19 protein-coding genes and 1 pseudogene are annotated in these 20,156 nt (G+C 63.9%); 11 read left to right on the top strand and 9 right to left on the bottom strand.

What is annotated here, in order from left to right:
* Positions 1-22: 22 nt before the first annotated feature.
* Genes JKP78_RS13970 through JKP78_RS13960 form a run of 3 tightly spaced genes read left to right on the top strand, consistent with a single transcriptional unit; the run spans position 23 to position 2,394 of the window.
* On the top strand, positions 23-604 hold the full coding sequence (locus JKP78_RS13970; RefSeq protein WP_170032296.1) for a YceI family protein: 582 nt from the start codon (positions 23-25) through the stop codon (positions 602-604).
* A 1-nt stretch (position 605) separates the two neighbouring features.
* Positions 606-1,763: a phospholipase D-like domain-containing protein gene (locus JKP78_RS13965; protein ID WP_170032294.1), complete on the top strand. Its 1,158-nt coding sequence runs from the start codon at positions 606-608 to the stop codon at positions 1,761-1,763.
* A gap of 52 nt (positions 1,764-1,815) precedes the next feature.
* Positions 1,816-2,394, top strand: coding sequence for a DJ-1/PfpI family protein (locus JKP78_RS13960; RefSeq protein WP_170032292.1), 579 nt, complete (start codon positions 1,816-1,818; stop codon positions 2,392-2,394).
* Between the two features lie 191 nt (positions 2,395-2,585).
* Here JKP78_RS13960 and JKP78_RS13955 read toward each other — a convergent pair whose 3' ends face one another.
* Positions 2,586-2,984, bottom strand: a complete 399-nt coding sequence (locus JKP78_RS13955; RefSeq protein ID WP_186685274.1) for a nuclear transport factor 2 family protein — start codon at positions 2,982-2,984, stop codon at positions 2,586-2,588.
* 115 nt (positions 2,985-3,099) lie between these two features.
* On the opposite strand from JKP78_RS13955, the gene JKP78_RS13950 reads away from it, so the two are divergent.
* Both JKP78_RS13950 and JKP78_RS13945 read left to right on the top strand, forming a co-directional pair.
* Entirely contained in the window at positions 3,100-3,690 is a 591-nt protein-coding gene (locus JKP78_RS13950; RefSeq protein ID WP_186685272.1) for a GNAT family N-acetyltransferase, read from the top strand.
* On the top strand, positions 3,687-4,559 hold the full coding sequence (locus tag JKP78_RS13945) for a carbon-nitrogen hydrolase family protein (protein ID WP_200626833.1): 873 nt from the start codon (positions 3,687-3,689) through the stop codon (positions 4,557-4,559). Before JKP78_RS13950 ends, JKP78_RS13945 begins: the two co-directional genes overlap by 4 nt.
* Before the next feature lie 121 nt (positions 4,560-4,680).
* Here the strand turns inward: JKP78_RS13945 and JKP78_RS13940 are convergent, their stop codons facing one another.
* On the bottom strand, positions 4,681-6,204 hold the full coding sequence (locus JKP78_RS13940) for a fumarate hydratase (protein ID WP_186685269.1): 1,524 nt from the start codon (positions 6,202-6,204) through the stop codon (positions 4,681-4,683).
* A gap of 251 nt (positions 6,205-6,455) precedes the next feature.
* Here JKP78_RS13940 and JKP78_RS13935 point away from each other — a divergent pair, with 251 nt between their 5' ends.
* Positions 6,456-7,376: an iron-sulfur-binding ferredoxin reductase gene (locus tag JKP78_RS13935; RefSeq protein WP_200626832.1), complete on the top strand. Its 921-nt coding sequence runs from the start codon at positions 6,456-6,458 to the stop codon at positions 7,374-7,376.
* A 138-nt stretch (positions 7,377-7,514) separates the two neighbouring features.
* Here the strand turns inward: JKP78_RS13935 and pyk are convergent, their stop codons facing one another.
* Positions 7,515-8,969, bottom strand: a complete 1,455-nt coding sequence (gene pyk / locus JKP78_RS13930; RefSeq protein ID WP_170032278.1) for a pyruvate kinase — start codon at positions 8,967-8,969, stop codon at positions 7,515-7,517.
* A gap of 215 nt (positions 8,970-9,184) precedes the next feature.
* On the opposite strand from pyk, the gene JKP78_RS13925 reads away from it, so the two are divergent.
* The 3 genes from JKP78_RS13925 (at position 9,185) to sbcB (ending at position 11,526) form a co-directional block, all read left to right on the top strand.
* A complete protein-coding gene (locus JKP78_RS13925) occupies positions 9,185-9,568 on the top strand; it encodes a tetratricopeptide repeat protein (RefSeq protein ID WP_170032275.1) in 384 nt (127 codons plus the stop codon).
* Between the two features lie 123 nt (positions 9,569-9,691).
* Positions 9,692-10,051, top strand: a complete 360-nt coding sequence (locus JKP78_RS13920; protein WP_186685267.1) for a PilZ domain-containing protein — start codon at positions 9,692-9,694, stop codon at positions 10,049-10,051.
* Between the two features lie 41 nt (positions 10,052-10,092).
* Positions 10,093-11,526 carry an exodeoxyribonuclease I gene (gene sbcB, locus JKP78_RS13915; RefSeq protein WP_186685263.1) on the top strand — a complete coding sequence of 478 codons (1,434 nt, stop codon included), beginning with the start codon at positions 10,093-10,095 and terminating at the stop codon, positions 11,524-11,526.
* An 84-nt stretch (positions 11,527-11,610) separates the two neighbouring features.
* On the opposite strand, the gene mvaT is transcribed toward sbcB, so the two are convergent.
* Positions 11,611-11,988: a histone-like nucleoid-structuring protein MvaT gene (gene mvaT, locus JKP78_RS13910; protein WP_170032265.1), complete on the bottom strand. Its 378-nt coding sequence runs from the start codon at positions 11,986-11,988 to the stop codon at positions 11,611-11,613.
* Positions 11,989-12,271: 283 nt separating this feature from the next.
* Between mvaT and purU the strand changes: the two genes are divergently transcribed.
* Complete coding sequence (gene purU, locus JKP78_RS13905) at positions 12,272-13,123, top strand: formyltetrahydrofolate deformylase (protein WP_023662871.1); 852 nt, start codon at positions 12,272-12,274, stop codon at positions 13,121-13,123.
* A gap of 307 nt (positions 13,124-13,430) precedes the next feature.
* Here the strand turns inward: purU and JKP78_RS13900 are convergent, their stop codons facing one another.
* The 5 genes and pseudogenes from JKP78_RS13900 to JKP78_RS25455 all read right to left on the bottom strand — a co-directional run.
* Positions 13,431-14,426, bottom strand: a complete 996-nt coding sequence (locus tag JKP78_RS13900) for a lysylphosphatidylglycerol synthase transmembrane domain-containing protein (protein WP_186685261.1) — start codon at positions 14,424-14,426, stop codon at positions 13,431-13,433.
* Positions 14,423-15,187 carry a DUF2334 domain-containing protein gene (locus JKP78_RS13895; protein ID WP_170032260.1) on the bottom strand — a complete coding sequence of 255 codons (765 nt, stop codon included), beginning with the start codon at positions 15,185-15,187 and terminating at the stop codon, positions 14,423-14,425. The genes JKP78_RS13900 and JKP78_RS13895 overlap by 4 nt, the downstream gene beginning before the upstream one ends.
* On the bottom strand, positions 15,180-16,301 hold the full coding sequence (locus tag JKP78_RS13890) for a glycosyltransferase family 4 protein (RefSeq protein WP_170032256.1): 1,122 nt from the start codon (positions 16,299-16,301) through the stop codon (positions 15,180-15,182). The genes JKP78_RS13895 and JKP78_RS13890 overlap by 8 nt, the downstream gene beginning before the upstream one ends.
* Positions 16,302-16,476: 175 nt before the next feature.
* Positions 16,477-17,241: a methyl-accepting chemotaxis protein gene (locus JKP78_RS25460; protein WP_372241584.1), complete on the bottom strand. Its 765-nt coding sequence runs from the start codon at positions 17,239-17,241 to the stop codon at positions 16,477-16,479.
* Positions 17,242-17,334: 93 nt separating this feature from the next.
* Positions 17,335-18,351 (bottom strand): annotated as a pseudogene (locus JKP78_RS25455) (HAMP domain-containing protein); the annotation flags it as partial.
* Positions 18,352-18,518: 167 nt separating this feature from the next.
* Here JKP78_RS25455 and JKP78_RS13880 point away from each other — a divergent pair.
* On the top strand, positions 18,519-19,994 hold the full coding sequence (locus tag JKP78_RS13880) for a helicase HerA-like domain-containing protein (RefSeq protein ID WP_200626830.1): 1,476 nt from the start codon (positions 18,519-18,521) through the stop codon (positions 19,992-19,994).
* Positions 19,995-20,156: the final 162 nt, after the last annotated feature.

Below are 20,156 nucleotides of genomic sequence, written 5' to 3'. Positions count from 1 at the left end.
GCCTGGTTTCACGAGATCCGTCATGTTCAAGCTGCCCCGTCTGCTACCCGCCTTGCTGCTGGCTTTGTGCCTACCTGCCCACGCCAACTGGCACCTCGATGGCGAGTCGTCGCGCCTGTCGTTCATAACCGGCAAGAACGGTGACACCGCCGAAGTGCACCGTTTTCTGGTGCTGCATGGCACCGTCGACCGCAAGGGCGCGGCTGGGCTCAGCATCGAGATGGATTCGGTAAGCAGCGGCATTCCCCAACGTGACGAACGCATGCGTGAGGACCTGTTCGAGGTCGAGCGTTTCGCCGAAGCCAAGGTGCAGGCTCAACTGGACCTGCGGCCGATAAACGACCTGGCCAATGGTGCCCAGGTCGAGCTGCGCCTACCGTTGACCGTGACCTTGCACGGCCAATCCCACAGCTATAACGCCCTGCTGCTGGCGACCCGCCTGGACGAGCGACGCTTCCAGGTGGTGACCCTCGAGCCGCTGGTCCTGCGCGCCGAGGATTTCGGCCTGCTGCCAGGCCTGCAACGCTTGCGCAAGTTCGCTGGGCTCAAGTCCATCAACCCGTCGGTACCGGTGAGTGCGGTGCTGATCTTCACTGCCCGCTGACATGGCCGGGCCAGTCTTCCCCTGGCGGGATGGCAACCACTTCGAACTGCTGATCGACGGGCCCGAGTTCTTTCCGCGCATGCTCCTGGCGATCATGCGCGCCGAGTTCCAGATCGATCTGGAACTGTACCTGGTCGAGGCCGGCGACTGCGCCGATGCGGTGGTCGAAGCGCTTGAGCGGGCGGCGCTTCGCGGTGTGCGGGTACGCTGCCTGTTCGACGACTATGGCTCGTTGGCCTTCACCAGTACATTGCGCCAGCGCCTGCTGGATGCCGGCGTGTACCTGCGCTGGTACAACCGCCTGCGCTGGAAGCGCGGCCTGCGCAACCTGTACCGCGACCACCGCAAGCTGCTGCTGGTGGACCAGCGCTGGGCAGTGGTGGGCGGCACCGGTGTCACCGATGAATTCTGGACGCCGGGCGAGGCGACCAGTGAATGGCACGAGGTGATGGTGCAGATGCAGGGCCCGGTGGTGAACGACTGGCAGTTGCTGTTCGACCGCCAGTGGCACGCCAACAATCGCCGCACCGCCTGGCGCCCTGCCGAGGGCTTTGGCCTGCCGCGCCTGCCCAAGGTACCGGCGCAGGGGCAGGGCATGGGGCGGGTGGCCTATGCCGACGCCCGCCAGCACCAGGACATCCTGCATTCGCTGGTACGTGCGATCAACAGCGGCAAGCGCCGGGTGTGGCTGGCCACGCCCTACTTCCTGCCGACCTGGAGCGTGCGCCGCTCGCTACGCCGGGCTGCCGGCAAGGGCGTCGATGTGCGCTTGCTGCTGACCGGCCCGCGTACCGACCACCCTTCGGTGCGTTATGCCGGGCACCGCTATTATCCCCGGCTGCTGCGCGCCGGGGTGCGCATCTACGAATACCAGCCATGTTTCCTGCACCTGAAAATGGTGCTGATCGACGATTGGGTCAGTATCGGTTCGTGCAACTTCGACCACTGGAACCTGCGCTTCAACCTCGAGGCCAATATCGAGGCCCTCGACCCACCGTTGACGGCTGCCGTGCAAGCCAGCTTCGAGCGTGATTTCGCCTTGAGCGAGGTGGTCGACCTCGGCCACTGGCATGCCCGACCGCTATGGCGCCGGGTCAAGCAACGGCTGTGGGGCTGGTTGGACCGCCTGGTGGTCAACTTGCTCGACCGCCGCGACTGAGACCGGCTATCGTGCAGTGACTGTCTCTAGGCAATCGAAGGGAGTGGGTACGATGACGGCGAAGAAGATTCTCATGTTGGTCGGCGATTTCGTTGAAGATTACGAGGTCATGGTGCCATTCCAGGCCTTGAGCATGGTTGGGCATACGGTGCATGCAGTTTGCCCGGAAAAGGTCGCGGGGCAGACCGTGCGCACGGCCATCCATGATTTCGAGGGTGACCAGACCTACAGCGAAAAGCCTGGGCACAACTTTGCCCTGAACTACGATTTCGTGCGGGTACGGGCCGAGGGTTATGACGCGCTGCTGATTCCCGGTGGGCGCGCGCCGGAGTACCTGCGCCTGGATGAGCGGGTGCTGGAACTGGTACGGGCATTCGACCAGGCCGGCAAACCGATTGCGGCGGTGTGCCACGGGGCCCAGCTGCTGGCGGCTGCCGGCGTGCTGGAAGGGCGTGAATGCAGCGCTTATCCGGCGTGTGCGCCGGAGGTGCGGCTGGCCGGCGGCACATTCATCGATATTGCCGTGGACCAGGCGCATGTCGACCGCAACCTGGTGACCGCACCCGCCTGGCCGGCGCACCCGGCGTGGCTGGCGGCGTTCCTCAAGGTGCTCGGTACCCGCATCGCCTGACCGGGCCCGGCTTCCTGGCACCAGACATTGCTCTGGTAGGAGCGGCCTTGTGTCGCGATGGGCTGCGCAGCAGCCCCTGGTAATCCTGCATTACGGCCGAGCATCTGGGGCTGCTGCGCAGCCCATCGCGACGCAAGGCCGCTCCTACACACACACCGCTCTCAGGGCCATTGCTGTTGGCTCCTTGCCCCTCAACCGACCTGCTCAATCCAGTCATTGAGGTTGTAGTAGTTGGTCACCCGGGCAATCTTGCCGCAGTGGATATAGAAGAACGCCCCCGCCGGCAGTACGTAGGTCTGCCCGTTGGCCGGCGGCAAGCCTTCGTCATCGGCCAGGTATTCGCCATGCACGGTGAACTCCGCCGCCGCCCGGCTGCCATCGGCGTTTTGCATCACCACGATATCGGCCAGGCGTTCGCGGTAGCAGCGGTTCATCTTGTCCATGAATGCGGCAAACCGTGCCTTGCCCATCTGCCGCTCACCCTGGTTGATGTCGTGGATCACGTCCTCGCTGAGCAGGGCGAGAAAGGCTGGCATATCGCCGGCGTTGAAAGCCGCGTAGTACGCATTTACCAGTTCGGTAGCGGTCATGGAACAATACCTGTCGTTGAGGGAAAAGGCGGGTCGTGGCTTCGGATGATAGGGTTTCCCCTCAAGCCCGGCTTAGCCGAGCGCGTCATCCACATCGACAAAACGACCGCCAAGCATGGAAATACGCCTGTTGCACGGCGCCGCTATCGCGCCTTACATCGATGACCTCGCTCGCCTGCGCCTGACCGTGTTTCGCGAGTTTCCCTACCTTTACGACGGCACCCCGGAGTACGAGGCCGACTACCTGGCCACCTATGCCCGGTCCGGGCGCAGCCTGGTGGTGCTGGCGCTGGACGACGGCAAGGTGGTGGGCGCCTCCACCGGCCTGCCGCTGGTGGATGTCGGCGCCGAATTCCAGCAGCCATTCCTGGCCCAGGGGCGTGACCCGGCCAGCGTCTACTACTTCGGTGAATCGGTGGTACTGCCAGAGTACCGTGGCCAAGGCCTGGGAGTGCGCTTTTTCATCGAACGCGAATCCTACGCGCACAAACTGGCCGAGTTCGATTACTGCGCGTTCTGCGCGGTGGAGCGGCCCGGCGTGCACCCGCGGCGGCCTGCAGATTACAAACCGTTGCATGGTTTCTGGCGCAATCGCGGTTTTCTGCACGACCCGTCGCTACGCACCCGCTATGCCTGGCGTGACCTGGACGAAACGGAAAGCTCCGACAAACTGATGTCGTTCTGGCTCAAGGAACTGCCGATATGATCCGCCTGGCGGCCTGCCAGTATGCGATCGAGCTGCATGAAACCTGGGAGGCCTACGCCGCGCACCTGCAAGGCCTGTGCGCCGAGGCTGCGGCGGCGGGGGCGCGCCTGCTGCTGTTGCCGGAGTACGCCGGGCTGGTGCTCAGCGGGCAGTTGCCGGCCGAGCAGCGTGGCGACCTGAAGGCCTCGATTGCCAGTATCCAGCCGCTGGTCGAACCGTGGCTGGCGCTGTGCGAGGGCATTGCCCGGCATTGGCAGATCTATCTGCAGCCTGGCAGCCTGCCGGTGCAGGATGCCGATGGGCAGTACCGCAACCGTGCCTGGCTGTTCGGCCCCGAAGGCGTGCTGGGTTACCAGGACAAGCTGATGATGACCCGTTTCGAGCGCGAGCAATGGAACATCACCGCAGGCCAGGGGCTGCAGGTGTTCGACACCGAACTGGGGCGCCTGGGGATCCTGATCTGCTACGACAATGAATTCCCGATGCTGGCCCGGCACCTGGCCGAGCAAGGCGCCGACCTGATCCTGGCGCCGAGCTGTACCGACACCGAGGCGGGCTACCACCGGGTGCGCATTGGCGCGCAGGCGCGGGCACTGGAGAACCAGATTGCGGTATTGCAGAGCCCCACGGTCGGGCTGGCCGCCTGGTCGCCGGCGCTGGACGAGAATATCGGGCGGGCAGGCTTGTTCGTGCCACCGGATCATGGCATGCCGGGGGACGGCGTGATGGCGTTGAGTGAGCAACTGAGCCCGGTGCATAGCCAGTGGCTGCTGTGCGAGGTGGACCTGGAGGAAGTGCGGCGGGTGAGGCGGGAAGGGCAGGTGTTTACCCGCAGGGACTGGCCGGAGCAGTTTGACAGAATCCTGTGAAAGCAGTGGCGGCCTCTTCGCCGGCTTGCCCGCTCCCACAGGTACAGCGCAAGCCTGAGGGCTACGCCTTACCTGTGGGAGCGGGCAAGCCCGCGAAGAAGCCGCCGCAGTTACATCAGGCTTACTTCACTTCGACTGCCAGGCTCTGGGCAATCTTGCTCTGCCACAAGGCAGGGCCAGTGATGTGCACCGACTCACCGTTGCTGTCCACGGCGACGGTCACCGGCATGTCCTTGACCTCGAACTCGTAGATCGCTTCCATGCCCAGCTCGGCGAAAGCCAGGACCTTCGACTTGCGGATGGCCTGGGCCACCAGGTAGGCGGCGCCGCCAACGGCCATCAGGTACACGGCCTTGTTGTCCTTGATCGCTTCGATGGCGGCAGGGCCGCGCTCGGACTTGCCGATCATGCCCAGCAGGCCAGTCTGCTCGAGGATCTGGCGGGTGAACTTGTCCATGCGGGTCGCGGTGGTCGGGCCGGCTGGGCCTACCACTTCGTCACCTACCGGGTCGACCGGGCCGACGTAGTAGATGAAGCGGCCTTTCAGATCCACCGGCAGCTCTTCGCCACGGTTGAGCATCTCGACCATGCGCTTGTGTGCGGCATCGCGGCCGGTGAGCATCTTGCCGTTGAGCAGGATGGTCTCGCCCGGCTTCCAGCTGGCGACTTCTTCCGGGGTGATGGCGTCGAGGTTGACACGACGGGCGCTCGGGCCGGCTTCCCAGACGATTTCCGGGTAGGCGTCCAGCGACGGCGCTTCCAGCTCGGCCGGGCCGGACCCATCGAGCACGAAGTGGGCGTGGCGGGTAGCGGCGCAGTTGGGGATCATGCACACCGGCAGCGAAGCGGCGTGGGTCGGGTAATCCATGATCTTGACGTCGAGCACGGTGGTCAGGCCGCCCAGGCCCTGGGCGCCGATGCCCAGCTGGTTGACCTTGTCGAACAGCTCCAGGCGGATTTCTTCCAGACGGTTTTGCGGGCCACGGGCTTTCAGTTCGTGGATGTCGATGGACTCCATCAACACTTCCTTGGCCATCACCGCAGCCTTCTCGGCGGTACCGCCGATGCCGATGCCGAGCATGCCAGGCGGGCACCAGCCAGCGCCCATGGTCGGCACGGTCTTCAGCACCCAGTCGACGATCGAGTCGGACGGGTTGAGCATGGCCATCTTCGACTTGTTCTCCGAGCCGCCGCCCTTGGCTGCGACATCGACCTCGACCTTGTCGCCGGGGACGATGGAGTAGTGGATCACGGCCGGAGTGTTGTCCTTGGTGTTCTTGCGAGCACCGGCCGGGTCGGCCAGGATCGACGCGCGCAGCACGTTTTCAGGCAGGTTGTAGGCGCGACGCACACCTTCGTTGATCATGTCGTCGACGCTCATGGTGGCGCCGTCCCAGCGCACGTCCATGCCCACGCGGATGAACACGGTGACGATACCGGTGTCCTGGCAGATCGGGCGGTGGCCGGTGGCGCACATGCGCGAGTTGATCAGGATCTGGGCGATGGAATCGCGCGCGGCAGGCGATTCTTCACGCAGATAGGCCTCGTGCATGGCCTGGATGAAATCGACGGGGTGGTAGTACGAAATGAATTGCAGGGCATCGGCGACGCTCTGAATCAGGTCGTCTTGCTTGATCACGGTCATGCAGCGCGCTCCTCTTAAAGACGGGAACATTCATAGAGACGCTCGACGGTGCCGACCAGCATGTCGAAACGCCTTGCAAAGGCGCGCCGGCGGCATGGCCGACGCAAAAAGGCGCGGCAGTATAGCGTGCCTCTCGGTGTGAAACACCTGCGTGTGGTCTGGACCATGGTCGGCAGGGCCCGGGCATCCTTTTTGCTGCCATTGCCCGCTTGGCATACAGTGGCCTGATGACCGATGGAGAAAGACCGACCATGCCTGAACTTTGCGTGGGCGAGCGCCGCTGGACGGTGCCGACCGGCAGCAACCTGCTCGATGCCCTGAATGAGGCCGGGCTCGATGTGCCCTACAGTTGCCGCGCGGGCAGCTGCCATGCCTGCCTGGTGCATTGCCTGGCCGGGCAACCGCTGGATGCCCGGCCCGAGGCCCTGGCGCCGGACAAGCATGCCCAGGGTTGGCGCCTGGCGTGCCAGTGCCAGGTGGTCGAGGACCTGCGTGTGGCGCTGTTCGACCCGCAGCACGATGGCGTAGCGGCCGAGGTCTGTGCGCTGGATTGGTACGGCGATGTGTTGCGCTTGTGCTTGCGGCCCGAGCGGGCGTTGCGTTACCAGGCCGGGCAGCATGTAGTGCTATGGCATGCTGCGGTCGCGCGGCCCTATTCGCTGGCCAGCCTGCCGGGTGAGGACGATTTCCTCGAGTTCCATATCGACTGCCGGCGCCCTGGCGCCTTTTGTGACCAGGCGCGCGGCTTGCAACTGGGTGATGTGTTGCGCCTGGGGGAATTCCGGGGCGGCGCCTTGCACTACGACCCGGACTGGCAGGACCGGCCGCTGTGGTTGCTGGCGGCGGGCACCGGGCTGGCGCCGTTGTGGGGCATCCTGCGCGAAGCGTTGCGGCAGGGGCATCGGGGCGAGATCCGGCTGCTGCATGTGGCGCGGGAGCGGTCAGGTCACTATTTGGCGGAGCCGCTGCTGAAGTTGCCAGGGGTTGAGGTCGAGCTGGTGCTGGCGGAGCAGCTGGAGGATGTTCTGGCCGGCTTGCGGCCGTCATCGCGGCAGACGCTGGCGCTGCTGTGCGGGGCGCCGGGGAGCGTCGAGCGGTTTGCCCGGTGGCTGTTCATTGCCGGGGTGCCGCGGGGGCAGGTGTTTGCCGATGTGTTCGTCGAACATGCCTGAGGCATTTTTGTGGATTGTGCCGGCCCTTTTGCGGGCACGCCCGCTCCCACAGGTACAGCGCTAGCCTCAAGCTTGGCGCGCATCCTGTGCGAGCGGGCGTGCCCGCGAAAGGGCTGCAAAGCGGCCCCTTGGAACGGATCAACCGACCAGCGGATCACCCACGTGCAGGATCTTCATGCCGTTGGTGCCACCGATGGTGTGGTAGCTGTCACCCTTGGTCAGGATCACCCAGTCACCTTGTTCCACCAGGCCACGCTTGAGCAGTTCGTCGACCGCCGCCTGGCTCACCTTGTCGGCCGGCAGCGAAGCCGGGTCGAAGGCGATCGGGTACACGCCGCGGAACATCGAGGCGCGAGCCTGGGTGGCGCGGTGCGGCGACAGGGCGAAGATCGGCACGTGCGAACGCAGGCGCGACATGATCAGCGGGGTGTAGCCACTCTCGGTCAGGGCGATGATCGCCTTCACGCCCGGGAAGTGGTTGGCGGTGTACATGGCCGCCAGGGCGATGCTTTCGTCGCAGCGCTCGAAGGTGGTGTGCAGGCGGTGGCTGGACTTCTGGCTGGTCGGGTGCTTTTCGGCACCCAGGCAGATGCGGGCCATGGCCTGGACGGCTTCGATCGGGTAGGCACCGGCGGCACTTTCTGCCGACAGCATGACCGCGTCGGTGTTGTCCAGCACGGCGTTGGCCACGTCGGACACTTCGGCACGGGTCGGCATCGGGTTCTGGATCATCGACTCCATCATCTGGGTCGCCACGATCACCGCCTTGTTGTTGCGGCGGGCGTGCTGGATGATCTTTTTCTGGATGGCGATCAGCTCGGCGTCGCCGATTTCCACGCCCAGGTCACCACGGGCGACCATCACGGCGTCGGAGGCGGCGATCAGCTTGTCGAGGGTGTCGTCGTCGGCAACGGCTTCGGCGCGTTCGATCTTGGCTACCAGCCAGGCGCTGCCGCCGGCCTCGTCACGCAGCTTGCGCGCATATTCCATGTCGCTGGCATCACGCGGGAACGACACGGCCAGGTAGTCCAGGTCCATTTCCGCGGCCAGCTTGATGTCGGCCTTGTCTTTTTCGGTCAGGGCCGGTGCGGTCAGGCCGCCACCTTTACGGTTGATACCCTTGTGGTCCGACAGCGGGCCGCCGATGATCACCACGCAGTGCAGGGCGTCTGCGGTGGCGGTTTCGACGCGCATGACCACGCGGCCATCATCGAGCAGCAGTTCGTCGCCGACGCCGCAGTCCTTGACCAGGTCGGGGTAGTCGATACCGACGATGTCCTGGTTGCCTTCGGTCAGCGGGTGGGCGGTGGAGAAGGTGAACTTGTCACCGATCTTCAATTCGATGCGCTTGTTGGCGAACTTGGCAATGCGGATCTTCGGACCCTGCAGGTCACCCAGCAGCGCGACATGGCGGCCGTTCTTGGCGGCGATGTCACGGATCAGGCGGGCGCGGGCCTTGTGCTCGTCCGGGGTGCCGTGGGAGAAGTTCAGGCGTGCCACGTCCAGGCCGGCGAGGATCAGCTGTTCGATCACTTCCGGCGAATTGCTGGCGGGGCCAAGGGTGGCGACGATTTTGGTACGGCGGATGGTCATGCACAGACTCCTATAGTGAAGCGCAGCGAAAGGCTACTCCTGAATCTCGCTGTAGTCATTGTTCCGTTGCACTACCTGCGACTTCCTGGGTAGGGCAGCTGCAAGCTGACAGCAACAGGTTACAAGTTGAGGCATGGGCCCAATGCGTGCTGATTTTGCTGGCGCTGAAGAAAACCCGGCCGCGGCCGATATACTGGCCATCAAAGGAGATCCCCATGCGCGCCCTGATCGTTTTTGCCCTGGCTGCCAGCGCCGTCGGCTGCACCCGCTGGTCGATGGACCATCACCTGAACAACGCCTACCGCGCCTATGACCGCGGCGACTGCCAGCGGGTCATGCTCGAGTTGTCGCAAGTCGACCGCACCAGCCGTGCGCGGCCGTTCATCCACCCCGAGGTGTCGCTGCTGCGTGGCCAGTGCCTGGAGCGCCAGGCGCTGTACGTGGATGCTGCGCAGACCTACCAGTACCTGATCCAGCAGTATCCGGGCAACGAGTATGCCTATCGCGCCCAGGCGCGCCTGCAGACCCTGGAAAAACTGGGCCACCTGCGCGGCGAAGCAGCTGTGGCCAGCCCGGTGCAGAGCGCACCTTGGCGTTAACACCAAGGTGTGATTTATTTCACGGGATTTGCTGCGTGCGCTGCGCTAATCTGTAAATCAGCTGTTACAACAACCGCCAGTTCATCGTATTCCTGGCCCCTGGGTACGGACTGCACTGCGATCATGTTCAACAAGCGCTACATAGAACGACACCAGCTGCCCTGTGTTCTCAAGGTGTTCAATCGCTTTACCGGCCAGCTCATCGGCCAGTTGGGTAACGCCTCCGAGGACGGGCTGATGCTGATCAGCCAACTGCCGGTGCTGGTAGGGCCCGACTACGAATTGCAATTGCGCTTGCCGTTGCTCGGCGGCGGGCATCAGTTCGTCAACCTGACTGCCAGTTGCCTGTGGTGCCGCGAAGACCAGACGCCCGGCCATTACGATTCCGGTTTCATGCTGCTGCAAACGCCCCGCGAGTACGATGAATTCGTCGCTTCGTTGCGCGACTATTTCAGTTTTCTTCCCGCCGACGCTTCGGTCTGAGGCTGCGTTAGAATCGGTCGACCTCGATACAGGACGACCCCGTGACCTCCAGCATTTTCTGGCACGACTACGAAACCACCGGCATCAACCCGCGCTGCGACCGGCCGTTGCAGGTGGCCGGTGTGCGCACCGACTTCGACCTCAATGAAATCGACGAGCCGATCAGCCTTTATTGCCGGCCCTCCGACGACATCCTGCCGCACCCGGCTGCCTGCCTGGTAACCGGCATCACCCCGCAGCAGCTGGCTGAGCAAGGGCTATGCGAAGCCGAATTCATGACCCGGGTGCATGAGCAACTGGCCCAGCCAGGCACCTGTGGTGCTGGCTACAACACCCTGCGCTTCGACGACGAAGTGACCCGCTACAGCCTGTACCGCAACTTCTTCGACCCCTATGGCCGTGAATGGCAGGGCGGCAACAGCCGCTGGGACCTCATCGACATCGTGCGCACGGCGTATGCCCTGCGCCCTGACGGTATCGAATGGCCGCAGCAGGACGGGCGTGTCAGCCTGCGCCTGGAACTGCTGAGCAAGGCCAATGGCATCGACCACGGTCATGCCCACGAAGCACTTTCCGACGTGCGGGCAACCATCGCCCTGGCCCGTCTGATACGCCAGAAACAGCCGAAGTTGTATGAATGGCTGTTCCAGTTGCGCAGCAAGCATAAAGTCATGGAACAGGTCCGTTTGCTGCAACCGCTGGTACATATATCCGGGCGCTTTTCAGCGGCCCGCAACTACCTGGGTGTCGTTTTGCCACTGGCGTGGCACCCGCGTAATCGCAATGCGCTGGTTGTCTGCGACTTGCATCAGGAAACCCTACCTTTAATACGGGAAAGTGCTGAAGTTCTACGCCAGCGCTTGTATACCCGCCATGAACAACTGGCCGAGGGTGAACTACCCGTGCCGTTGAAACTGGTGCAGATCAACCGCTGCCCGGTACTGGCACCACTGTCGGTACTGCGCCCGGCCGATCAACAACGGCTGGGCCTGGACTTGGCCTCGTTGCAATTGCGCGGCGAAGAACTGGCCAGGCAACAGTTGCAATGGCAAGACAAACTGGAACACATCTACGGCCAGGAAGACTTCGCCCCGAACGATGACCCGGAACAACAGTTGTATGAAGGATTTTTCGGCGACCGTGACCGCCGCTTATGCGAGCAAGTTCGTGCGCTGGAGCCTGCGCAATTGGGCCGTGGGCACTGGATGTTCGACGACCCGCGCTTGCCGGAATTGTTGTTCCGCTACCGGGCGCGCAACTTCCCCGACACCTTGAGCAGCGAAGAGCGGCAACGCTGGTTCAGCTTCTGCCAGCAGCGCCTGAGCGACCCGAAATGGGGCGCGCCGAATACCCTGGGCGACTTCGAGCAGGCGCGCCAGCAGGCCTGGGCGGGCGCTGACGAGGCGGGGCGGCGTGTGCTGGAGGCCTGGCATGAGCACGCCCGGCAGTTGCAGGCCAGGTTTGCCATTGGCTGAGTACCAGGGAAAACACAGGCAAACAAAAACGCCGGCAGGGTGCCGGCGTTGTTGCTGCGATAAGCAATAAGCGTAGATGGACAATCAGTCTAGCAGGGTCGCCCAGCTTTCAACCACATCGCCACCCCATTTGGCTTTCCACTCTTTCAGGGTCTTGTGGTTGCCGCCTTTGGTTTCAATCACTTCATTGTTGTGTGGGTTCTTGTATTGCTTGACCTTGCGCGCACGCTTGGTGGCGGTAGTCTTGACGGCACCGCGAGGCGCTTTGCTCAGTTTCGAATCGGGGTCGAGCAGGGCAATCACGTCGCGCAGCGACTTGGAGTATTCGCCCATCAGGTTGCGCAGTTTGCCTTCGAACTCCAGTTCTTTCTTCAGCTTGTCATCCTGCGACAGATTGGCCAGGCGAGCTTGAAGTTCCTTGATGGCTTCTTCGGTGGCGCGGTATTCGTTGATCAGGGACATGGAGTGTTCCTTAATGCGTGTTCAGAAATGTGTGGGCCAATAATAGACAGGCGATCCGCTCAAGTAAATATATTATTGGGCGGTTAACTGTTAATTAAGCTGTGACAACATTTCTCTAGGTGAACAAAAATTTACATTTAACCCCTGCATTTGTCCTGTCTGTCAGATGCTGTGCACAGCGCGCAGGGCAAGGCTCACAATCCCGGGCGGCTGCGATCAATACTGCGTTTTTGCTGGCGGGCCGCTAGAATGGGCGCCTTTGCGAAGTTCTGGAGTCTCATTCATGCGCACCTATCGTCTGGTGATCGCCTGCCCCGACCGTGTTGGCATCGTGGCGAAAGTCAGTAATTTCCTGGCCTTGTACAATGGCTGGATCAACGAAGCCAGCCATCACTCCGATGAGCAGAGTGGCTGGTTCTTCATGCGTCATGAAATTCGCGCCGAATCGCTGCCGTTCGGTATCGAGGCCTTCCGCGAAGCGTTTGCGCCGATCGCCGAAGAATTCTCCATGACCTGGCGGATTACCGACTCGGCGCAGAAAAAGCGCGTGGTGCTGATGGCCAGCCGCGAATCGCACTGCCTGGCCGACCTGCTGCACCGCTGGCACACCGATGAACTGGACTGCGAGATCCCCTGTGTAATCTCCAACCATAACGACCTGCGCAGCATGGTCGAATGGCATGGCATTCCGTTCTTCCATGTACCGGTCGACCCCAAGGACAAGGCCCCGGCATTCGCCGAAGTGTCGCGCCTGGTGCAGGAGCACGCTGCCGATGTGGTGGTGCTGGCTCGCTACATGCAGATCCTGCCGCCGCAACTGTGCCAGGACTATGCCGAGAAGGTGATCAACATCCACCACAGCTTCCTGCCGTCGTTCGTCGGCGCCAAGCCTTACCACCAGGCTGCGCTGCGCGGCGTCAAGCTGATCGGCGCGACCTGCCACTACGTCACCGAGGAGCTCGATGCTGGCCCGATCATCGAACAGGACGTGGTGCGCGTCAGCCATGCCGACAGCATCGATGACATGGTTCGCTTTGGCCGTGACGTGGAAAAGATGGTGTTGGCCCGTGGCCTGCGCTATCACCTGGAAGACCGCGTGCTGGTGCATGGCAACAAGACCGTGGTATTCGACTGAGACAACTGGGTTGTCGGGATACCCTGGGGCTGCTTTGCAGCCCATCGCCACACAAGGCCGCTCCTGCAAGAGATGCGCGACGCAATGGCGGAACGCGATTTCTTGCAGGAGCGGCCTTGTGTCGCGATGGGGCGCAACGCGCCCCCGCTAATCCTGGAGGGAACATCAATGACCAAGCAGCGCAACCAACCCACCGCCGCCGCCCCACCGACCCTCGGCGAAGGCTGCCTGGCCCGCTACGACCCCGCAGCCCTGGCCGATACCGACGGCACCGAGTTCCCCGGCGCCGCCGAACTCTGGCAGCAGCTCAACCAAGCTGACGCCGCCGCCAGCGCTCCAGCAACGGCCGCGCCAGCAGAAACACGAATACCGGCCCACCCGCCAACAGGTAGAAGTAGTAGGTAACCGCCCGCCATATCACGATCGCCGCCGCCGCGGTCGAGCTGCCCACCAAGGGTGTCAGCAGGCTCGCCGAGGTCAGCTCGGCGGCACCGGCACCGCCCGGCAGCAGGCTGAACTGGCCAGCGCTGAGCGACAGCATCTGCACCAGAAAGCTGGGTATCCACGCCAGGTTCACCCCCAGCCCCTGCAACACCAGGTACAACACGCTGTAGCGCAGCCCCCAGTGCACGCAGGTGAGGGTGAAAACCAGGATCAGCGTGCGTTTCGGCAGGCGCCAGGTTTGCGCCAGGGCATCGATGAAGTGCAGCAGTTTGCGCGCCCAGCGGCGTTTGCGCTGCGGGCTCATGCCCAGGCGGCGCAACAGGCGGCCATTCAGGCGCATCACCGTGCGCCGGTAGCGCAACAGCCCAAGCACCCCGGCCAGGGCCGTGCACAGGAGCAACGCGCTGCCCAGTAGCATGCCTTGCTGGCTACGCCCCAGGCTGTGGAACAAGGCGTAGCCGGCAATCGCCAGCATGGCGCAGAAGAAGAACACCAGGTCGTTCAACTGGTCCATGGCGAAAACCGCGCCGCTGCGCGCCGGGCCGATACGGTCGCGGGCCAGCAGGGCCATCAGCGCCAACGGGCCACCGCTGCCGCCGGGCGTAGTGCAGATGGCGAACTCGGTGGCCATCACCACACCCAGGCTGCGCAGGCGCCCGAGCCTTGCACCTTGCTGGCCGAGCAGCAGGCGCAGGCGAAGGGTATTGATCACCCAGCACAGCAGGATCATGCCAAACAGGGTCAGCAGCAAGCTCGGATCGAAGCGTTGCAGCCTTGGCAGCAGCCCGCTGCCACCGAGCAAGGCCGGCACCAGCACCGCGCCGAGCAGGGCCAGGCCCAGCCATGCCAGGCGGTTCATGCGCCGACCTTGCGGTCCAGCCAGGCCGACTTGGTCAGAGGTTCGCGGCCCTGGGCCAGGAGGTTGCGCAAGGTGTTCAACCAGTAGTCGCGGGAGCTGCGATGGCGCATGTCCACCGGGTGCAGGCCCAGGCGCAGGGTTTCGGCCTCGCGCCAACGCCGGCATTGCCAGTCGCAGACCCACCGTGACAGGCCGCGGCGCCAGGCGCTGCGGGCACTCCAGACCAGGCCTGGGGCCTCGACCGCGGTGAACTCCGGCAAGCGATACAGGTGCTGCGGCGTGCTGGTGTAGCGCAGCGGCAGTTGACGCAAGGCCTGGCGGGTACCTTCGCTCATCAGCCAGGCGGGTGCGACAAAGCCGGCCACTGGCCAACCCTGCTGGCCGAACACGGCCAGGCCGTGCTGCAGGCGTTGCAGTGCCTGTTGCTGGTCGAGTGCGTAGAACTCGCCTTCATGGGTATAGATGCGGCGCATGAAGTACTCGCCGGGCGTACGCGGCGGCGGGCCGTCATCGGCATGGTAATAGCCGTGCAGCGCCAACTCGTCGCCTTGTGCCAGGCGCCGTTCGAGCAGACGGCAGAAGGCGGGCGAGCGCAGCAGGGGGTTGCGCTGGTGAAAGTCCGGTACCACCAGCCAGGTCATGGGCACGCCGCCGATGGCGTCGACTGCCTGGACGAAGGGTTGGTAGTCCGGCCAGGTCTCGGGGGCCACATCGTGCAGCACCAGCATCAGGCTGCGCGCACCTGGCAATGGCTCAAGCATGGGCGCGAGCCTGCGGCTGGTGGCCGAGCACGGCCTGGTAGTGCTGCAGCAGGCCGGCCACCACGTTGTCCCAGGAGTAATGCTGTTCGACATGGCGGCGGGCCTGTGCCCCCAGTTTGCGTACGCCGGCCTCGAACGCCTCGCGCACGGCGTCCGCCATGGCCTGGCCATCGTTCGGCCGGCACAGGCGCCCGCAGTGTTCGTTGACGATCTCGCCGAATGCACCGGCGCGCACGGCCACCACCGGGGTGGCGCTGGCCATGGCTTCGAGAATGACCAGGCCGAAGGTTTCCTGGTCGCCGGCATGCACCAGCAGGTCAGCGCTGGCCATCAGCCTGGCGACTTCCGGGGCAGGGCAGAAGTGGTCGATCACGCTGACGTTCTGCGGCACGTTGGCCGGCATGTTCGAGCCCACCAGCAACAGGTGGTAGGGGCGGCCAAGGTGCTGCATGCAGTCGAGCAGTACCGGCAGGTTCTTTTCCCGCGAGCCACGGCCGGCATAGATCAGCAACCGGCTGGTGTCGGCAATGCCCAGTTCGGCACGCAGCTGCGGGTCCCGTCGGCTGGGGTGGAAGGTGCCCAGGTCGACGCCCAGGCGCTGCACGTGCACGTCCCGCACGCCCAGCCGGCGCAGTTTGTCGGCCATGACCTGGCTGGGCGCCAGGACCCGGTCGAAATTGCCATACAACTTGCTGACGTAAGCTTCGACATTGGGCGTGAACCAGTTGCCCATGCGGTTGCTGACCAGCAGTGGCAGGTCGGAATGGTAGAAACCGATCACCGGCACATTCAACTGGCGCCTTGCTTCCAGCGCAGCCCAGGCAGTGAGGTAGGGGTCGCCGACTTCGATCAGGTCAGGCTTGAGCTTGCGCAGTACGTTGCACCAAGGGGCCAGGCGTACCGGGAAGCGGTAGCCGTTGCCGAATGGCAGCGGCGGTGCGGGCACCTGGTAGATGCCATCGGCATGTTGCGCGCTGGCGCCGGGTATCAGCAGGCTGTGGCGCACGCCGTGGATGGCGTCGAGGCGGTGGTGTTTGGCATCAAGATAGGTACGTACGCCGCCGCTGGCGGGGGCGTAGAACATGGTGATGTCGGCGATGTGCACGATCAGCATCCCTCCGGGATCGTCTTCGGGTCTGTCATCCGGCGGTAAAGGGCCGGCGATGACGCGCCTTAAAGTTGACCTATCAGAAGGATAGTTTGTTCGATCGGGGTTGGGCGGGATAAGGCGGGGAGCGGTGTCGGCTCATTCACGGGCGTGCCCGCGAAGAAGCCGACGCGGTCCTGGGTCAGATACGGAAGCTGCCCACCAGGTGCTTCAGGCGGCTGGCCTGTTGCTCCAGGTCGGAACAGGCGCGCAGGGTGGCCTGCAGGTTCTCCACGCCCTCCTGGTTGAGCATGTTGATTTCGTTGATGTCCATGTTGATCGCTTCGACCACGGCGGTCTGCTCTTCGGTGGCGGTGGCCACCGACTGGTTCATCCCGTCGATTTCGCCGATGCGCACGGTAACGCTGTCCAGGCGTTCGCCGGCCTGGTTGGCGATCTGCATGCTGTCCTGGCTGTGGCGTTGGCTCTGGTCCATGGTCTCGACCGACTCGCGGGCGCCGACTTGCAGCTCTTCGATCATGGTCTGCACCTGCTGCGCCGATTCCTGGGTGCGGTGGGCCAGGTTGCGCACCTCGTCGGCGACCACGGCAAACCCGCGCCCGGCCTCACCGGCACGGGCCGCTTCGATGGCCGCGTTGAGGGCCAGCAGGTTGGTCTGCTGGGAAATGCTGGTGATCACTTCGAGGATCTGGCCGATGTTAACGGTCTTGCTGTTCAGCGTCTCGATGTGCGCGCTGGAGGTGACGATCAGGTCGGACAGGCGGTTCATCGCCGCAATGTTGCGCTCGACCACCTGTTGCCCTTCTTCGGCCAGCAGCCGCGCCGAGCTGGCGTGCTGCGAGGCCTGGGCGGCGTTGCCGGCAATTTCCTGGGCCGCGGCGCCCAGTTCGTTGATGGCCGCGGCCACGCTGTTGGTGCGGTTGGCCTGCTCGTCGGAATTGGTCATGGACGAGTTGGAGGCGCTGATCACCCGCAGCGCCACTTCGTTGACCTGCTCCGTGGCCGACGACACTTCGCGGATCGAACTGTGGATACGCTCGACGAAACGGTTGAAGGCGTTGCCCAGGATGCCGAATTCGTCGTGGTTGTGGATACGCAGGCGCTTGGTCAGGTCGCCTTCACCTTCGGCGATGTCCTCCATGGCGCGGGTCATGGTGTGCAGCGGCTGCATCAGCACACGGATCAGCAGGCCGAGCAGGCCGATGATGATCACCACCGCCACCAGCGTGGCGATCACGGCCGAGGTGCGGAAGGTGCTGAGCATCGAGAAGGCCTTGTCCTTGTCCACCGACAGGCCGATGTACCAGTTGGCCGACGGCAGCCCGGTGATCGGGGTGAAGGTCAGCAGGCGGGTCTGGCCATCGCTCTGCACTTCGGTCAGCTCACCGGTCAGTTTCGGCGTGTGCTGCGGGAACAGGTCCGACAGCGACTTCATCACCAGGTCTTTGTCCGGGTGCACCAGGATCTTGCCCTGGTCGTTGACCAGGAAGGCGTAGCCCATGCCGCCGAAGTTCAGCGAGTTGATGATCTGCACCAGGCCGTCGAGGGCCAGGTCGCCACCGACTACCCCGACATTGCCGGCGATCTTGCTGATGATGCCGATGACCATCTTGTTGGTGGCCATGTCGATATACGGCTCGGTCAGGATGGTGCCGGTGGCATTCATGCCGTCTTTGTACCAGGGGCGGGTGCGCGGGTCGTAACCGTCCGGCATCTTCGTATCGGGGCGCACGCTGAAGCCGCCATCGACCTTGCCCGCGTAGACCGTGAGGAAGCTGGAAATAAGGGCGTTCTGGCCCAGCAGGGTGTCGGAGCTGGCCGGCTCCTGGGCGATGTTCTGTGCCAGGTTTTCCACCAGCTTGATACGGCCGTCGAACAGGTTGCGGATATTGGTCGAAGTGGAATCGCCCATTTCAGCCAGATAGTTTTCCAGGTCTGCGCGGATCGCATTACGCTGGAGGTAATCGTTGTAGAGCGTGAAAAGGCTGAAGGCGAGGATCACGATCAGTGATGCGGCCAAAAGGATCTTGTGGCTGAAACGAAGGCTTTTGTTCATGGCGTAATCGGTTCCGCTAAGGTGTTGTATCAGGCGTTTGCACGCGTGGCGTCGCAGCCGTGCAAGATCCCGAAAAGTCCCTTTTCGGTTGTCCCTCTCTATTAAGGCGAATATCACCCACTGGTATCGGCCGAACTAAGGCAAAGCTTGAGAAGAGGATTAAAGAGATGTCGGAAATTTCGACCATCGTTGTAGGTGCTGGCCCGGATGGCCAACCAGTCGGGCAGGCGATGAGGCTGGCCAACCGCCATGGCCTGGTAGCGGGTGCTACAGGCACTGGCAAGACTGTCACCCTGCAGCACCTGGCGGAAGCGTTCAGTGATGCGGGGGTGGCGGTGTTCGCCGCCGATGTCAAAGGCGACCTGTGTGGCCTCGGCGCTGTCGGCGCGCCGCAGGGCAAGGTGGCCGAACGCATCGCCGGTATGCCTTGGCTGGGGCACCGGGCGCAGGCCTACCCGGTAAGCCTGTGGGACATCGCCGGGCAGTCCGGGCACCCGCTACGCACCACCCTCAGCGAGATGGGGCCGCTGCTGCTGGGCAATTTGCTGGAGCTGACCGACAGCCAGCAGGCGGCGCTGTATGCCGCGTTCAAGGTGGCCGACCGTGAAGGCCTGTTGCTGCTGGACCTCAAGGACCTGAAAGCGCTGCTGGCGCACCTGAAGGACAACCCGCAACTGCTCGGCGAAGACAGTGCACTGATGACCACGGCTTCCACCCAGGCCCTGTTGCGCAGGCTGGCTACCCTGGAACAGCAGGGGGCCGAGGCGCTGTTCGGTGAGCCGGCATTGCAGCTCGAGGACCTGCTGCGAGCAGACCCGGATGGCCGTGGGCGCATCCACTTGCTGGACGCCAGCCGCCTGGTGCACGAGGCACCCAAGGTGTATGCAACCTTCCTGTTGTGGCTGCTGGCCGAGCTGTTCGAGCAGTTGCCGGAGCGCGGCGATGCCGACAAGCCGGTACTGGCGCTGTTCTTCGATGAAGCGCACCTGCTGTTCAACGATACGCCCAAGGCCTTGCAGGACCGCCTGGAGCAGGTGGTGCGGCTGATCCGCTCCAAGGGGGTTGGGGTGTACTTCGTTACCCAGTCGCCAGGGGACTTGCCGGATGCAGTGCTGGCGCAGTTGGGCTTGCGCATCCAGCATGGCTTGCGGGCATTCACCGCCAAGGAGCAGAAATCGCTGCGAGCGGTGGCAGATGGCTTCCGCCCCAATCCGGCGTTCGACACCTTGGCGGTGCTGACCGAGCTGGGCATTGGCGAGGCGTTGGTAGGGACGCTGGAAGAAAAGGGCACGCCGGCGATGGTGCAGCGCGTGTTGGTGGCACCGCCGCAGTCGCGTATCGGGCCGCTGAGCGCCGTCGAGCGTAGTGCGCTGATTGCGGCTTCCCCATTGGCCGGGCGTTATGACAAGCCGGTGGACCGTGAATCGGCTTATGAAATGCTCAGCCAGCGCAAGGGCGAGCCGGTAGAGCCGGCACCACAGCCCCAGGCGGACGAGGAAAGTTTTGCCGACAAGGCCGGCGAGTTTCTGCAGAGTGCGGCCGGGCAGGCGATCAAGTCGGCGGTGCGTCAGGCGGCCAACCAGTTGGGGCGGCAGCTGGTGCGGGGGCTGATGGGGTCGTTGCTGGGGGGCAAGAAAAGGTAGGTTGCCTGTACCGGGGCCTTCGCGGCCTGCGCTGTACCTGTAGGAGCGGCCTTGTGTCGCGAAAGGGCTGCGCAGCAGCCCCATCGATTGCAAACCAATCGGTTGAACCAGACGTTTCCCGCTCACCATCCTGGGGCTGCTGCGCAGCCCTTTCGCGACACA

The sequence above is a fragment of the Pseudomonas sp. LAM2023 genome, assembly GCF_016620375.1.
In the GTDB taxonomy this organism is placed as follows: domain Bacteria; phylum Pseudomonadota; class Gammaproteobacteria; order Pseudomonadales; family Pseudomonadaceae; genus Aquipseudomonas; species Aquipseudomonas anuradhapurensis.
This window is presented reverse-complemented; position numbering and strand designations above follow the sequence as displayed.

Excerpts from the sequence above, each read along its gene's own strand:
- JKP78_RS13970 (WP_170032296.1), top strand. The coding sequence starts at position 23 with ATGTTCAAGCTGCCCCGTCTGCTACCCGCCTTGCTGCTGGCTTTGTGC.
- JKP78_RS13965 (WP_170032294.1), top strand. The coding sequence starts at position 606 with ATGGCCGGGCCAGTCTTCCCCTGGCGGGATGGCAACCACTTCGAACTG.
- JKP78_RS13960 (WP_170032292.1), top strand. The coding sequence starts at position 1,816 with ATGACGGCGAAGAAGATTCTCATGTTGGTCGGCGATTTCGTTGAAGAT.
- JKP78_RS13955 (WP_186685274.1), bottom strand. The coding sequence starts at position 2,984 with ATGACCGCTACCGAACTGGTAAATGCGTACTACGCGGCTTTCAACGCC.
- JKP78_RS13950 (WP_186685272.1), top strand. The coding sequence starts at position 3,100 with ATGGAAATACGCCTGTTGCACGGCGCCGCTATCGCGCCTTACATCGAT.
- JKP78_RS13945 (WP_200626833.1), top strand. The coding sequence starts at position 3,687 with ATGATCCGCCTGGCGGCCTGCCAGTATGCGATCGAGCTGCATGAAACC.
- JKP78_RS13940 (WP_186685269.1), bottom strand. The coding sequence starts at position 6,204 with ATGACCGTGATCAAGCAAGACGACCTGATTCAGAGCGTCGCCGATGCC.
- JKP78_RS13935 (WP_200626832.1), top strand. The coding sequence starts at position 6,456 with ATGCCTGAACTTTGCGTGGGCGAGCGCCGCTGGACGGTGCCGACCGGC.
- pyk (WP_170032278.1), bottom strand. The coding sequence starts at position 8,969 with ATGACCATCCGCCGTACCAAAATCGTCGCCACCCTTGGCCCCGCCAGC.
- JKP78_RS13925 (WP_170032275.1), top strand. The coding sequence starts at position 9,185 with ATGCGCGCCCTGATCGTTTTTGCCCTGGCTGCCAGCGCCGTCGGCTGC.
- JKP78_RS13920 (WP_186685267.1), top strand. The coding sequence starts at position 9,692 with ATGTTCAACAAGCGCTACATAGAACGACACCAGCTGCCCTGTGTTCTC.
- mvaT (WP_170032265.1), bottom strand. The coding sequence starts at position 11,988 with ATGTCCCTGATCAACGAATACCGCGCCACCGAAGAAGCCATCAAGGAA.
- purU (WP_023662871.1), top strand. The coding sequence starts at position 12,272 with ATGCGCACCTATCGTCTGGTGATCGCCTGCCCCGACCGTGTTGGCATC.
- JKP78_RS13900 (WP_186685261.1), bottom strand. The coding sequence starts at position 14,426 with ATGAACCGCCTGGCATGGCTGGGCCTGGCCCTGCTCGGCGCGGTGCTG.
- JKP78_RS13895 (WP_170032260.1), bottom strand. The coding sequence starts at position 15,187 with ATGCTTGAGCCATTGCCAGGTGCGCGCAGCCTGATGCTGGTGCTGCAC.
- JKP78_RS13890 (WP_170032256.1), bottom strand. The coding sequence starts at position 16,301 with ATGCTGATCGTGCACATCGCCGACATCACCATGTTCTACGCCCCCGCC.
- JKP78_RS25460 (WP_372241584.1), bottom strand. The coding sequence starts at position 17,241 with ATGACCAATTCCGACGAGCAGGCCAACCGCACCAACAGCGTGGCCGCG.
- JKP78_RS13880 (WP_200626830.1), top strand. The coding sequence starts at position 18,519 with ATGTCGGAAATTTCGACCATCGTTGTAGGTGCTGGCCCGGATGGCCAA.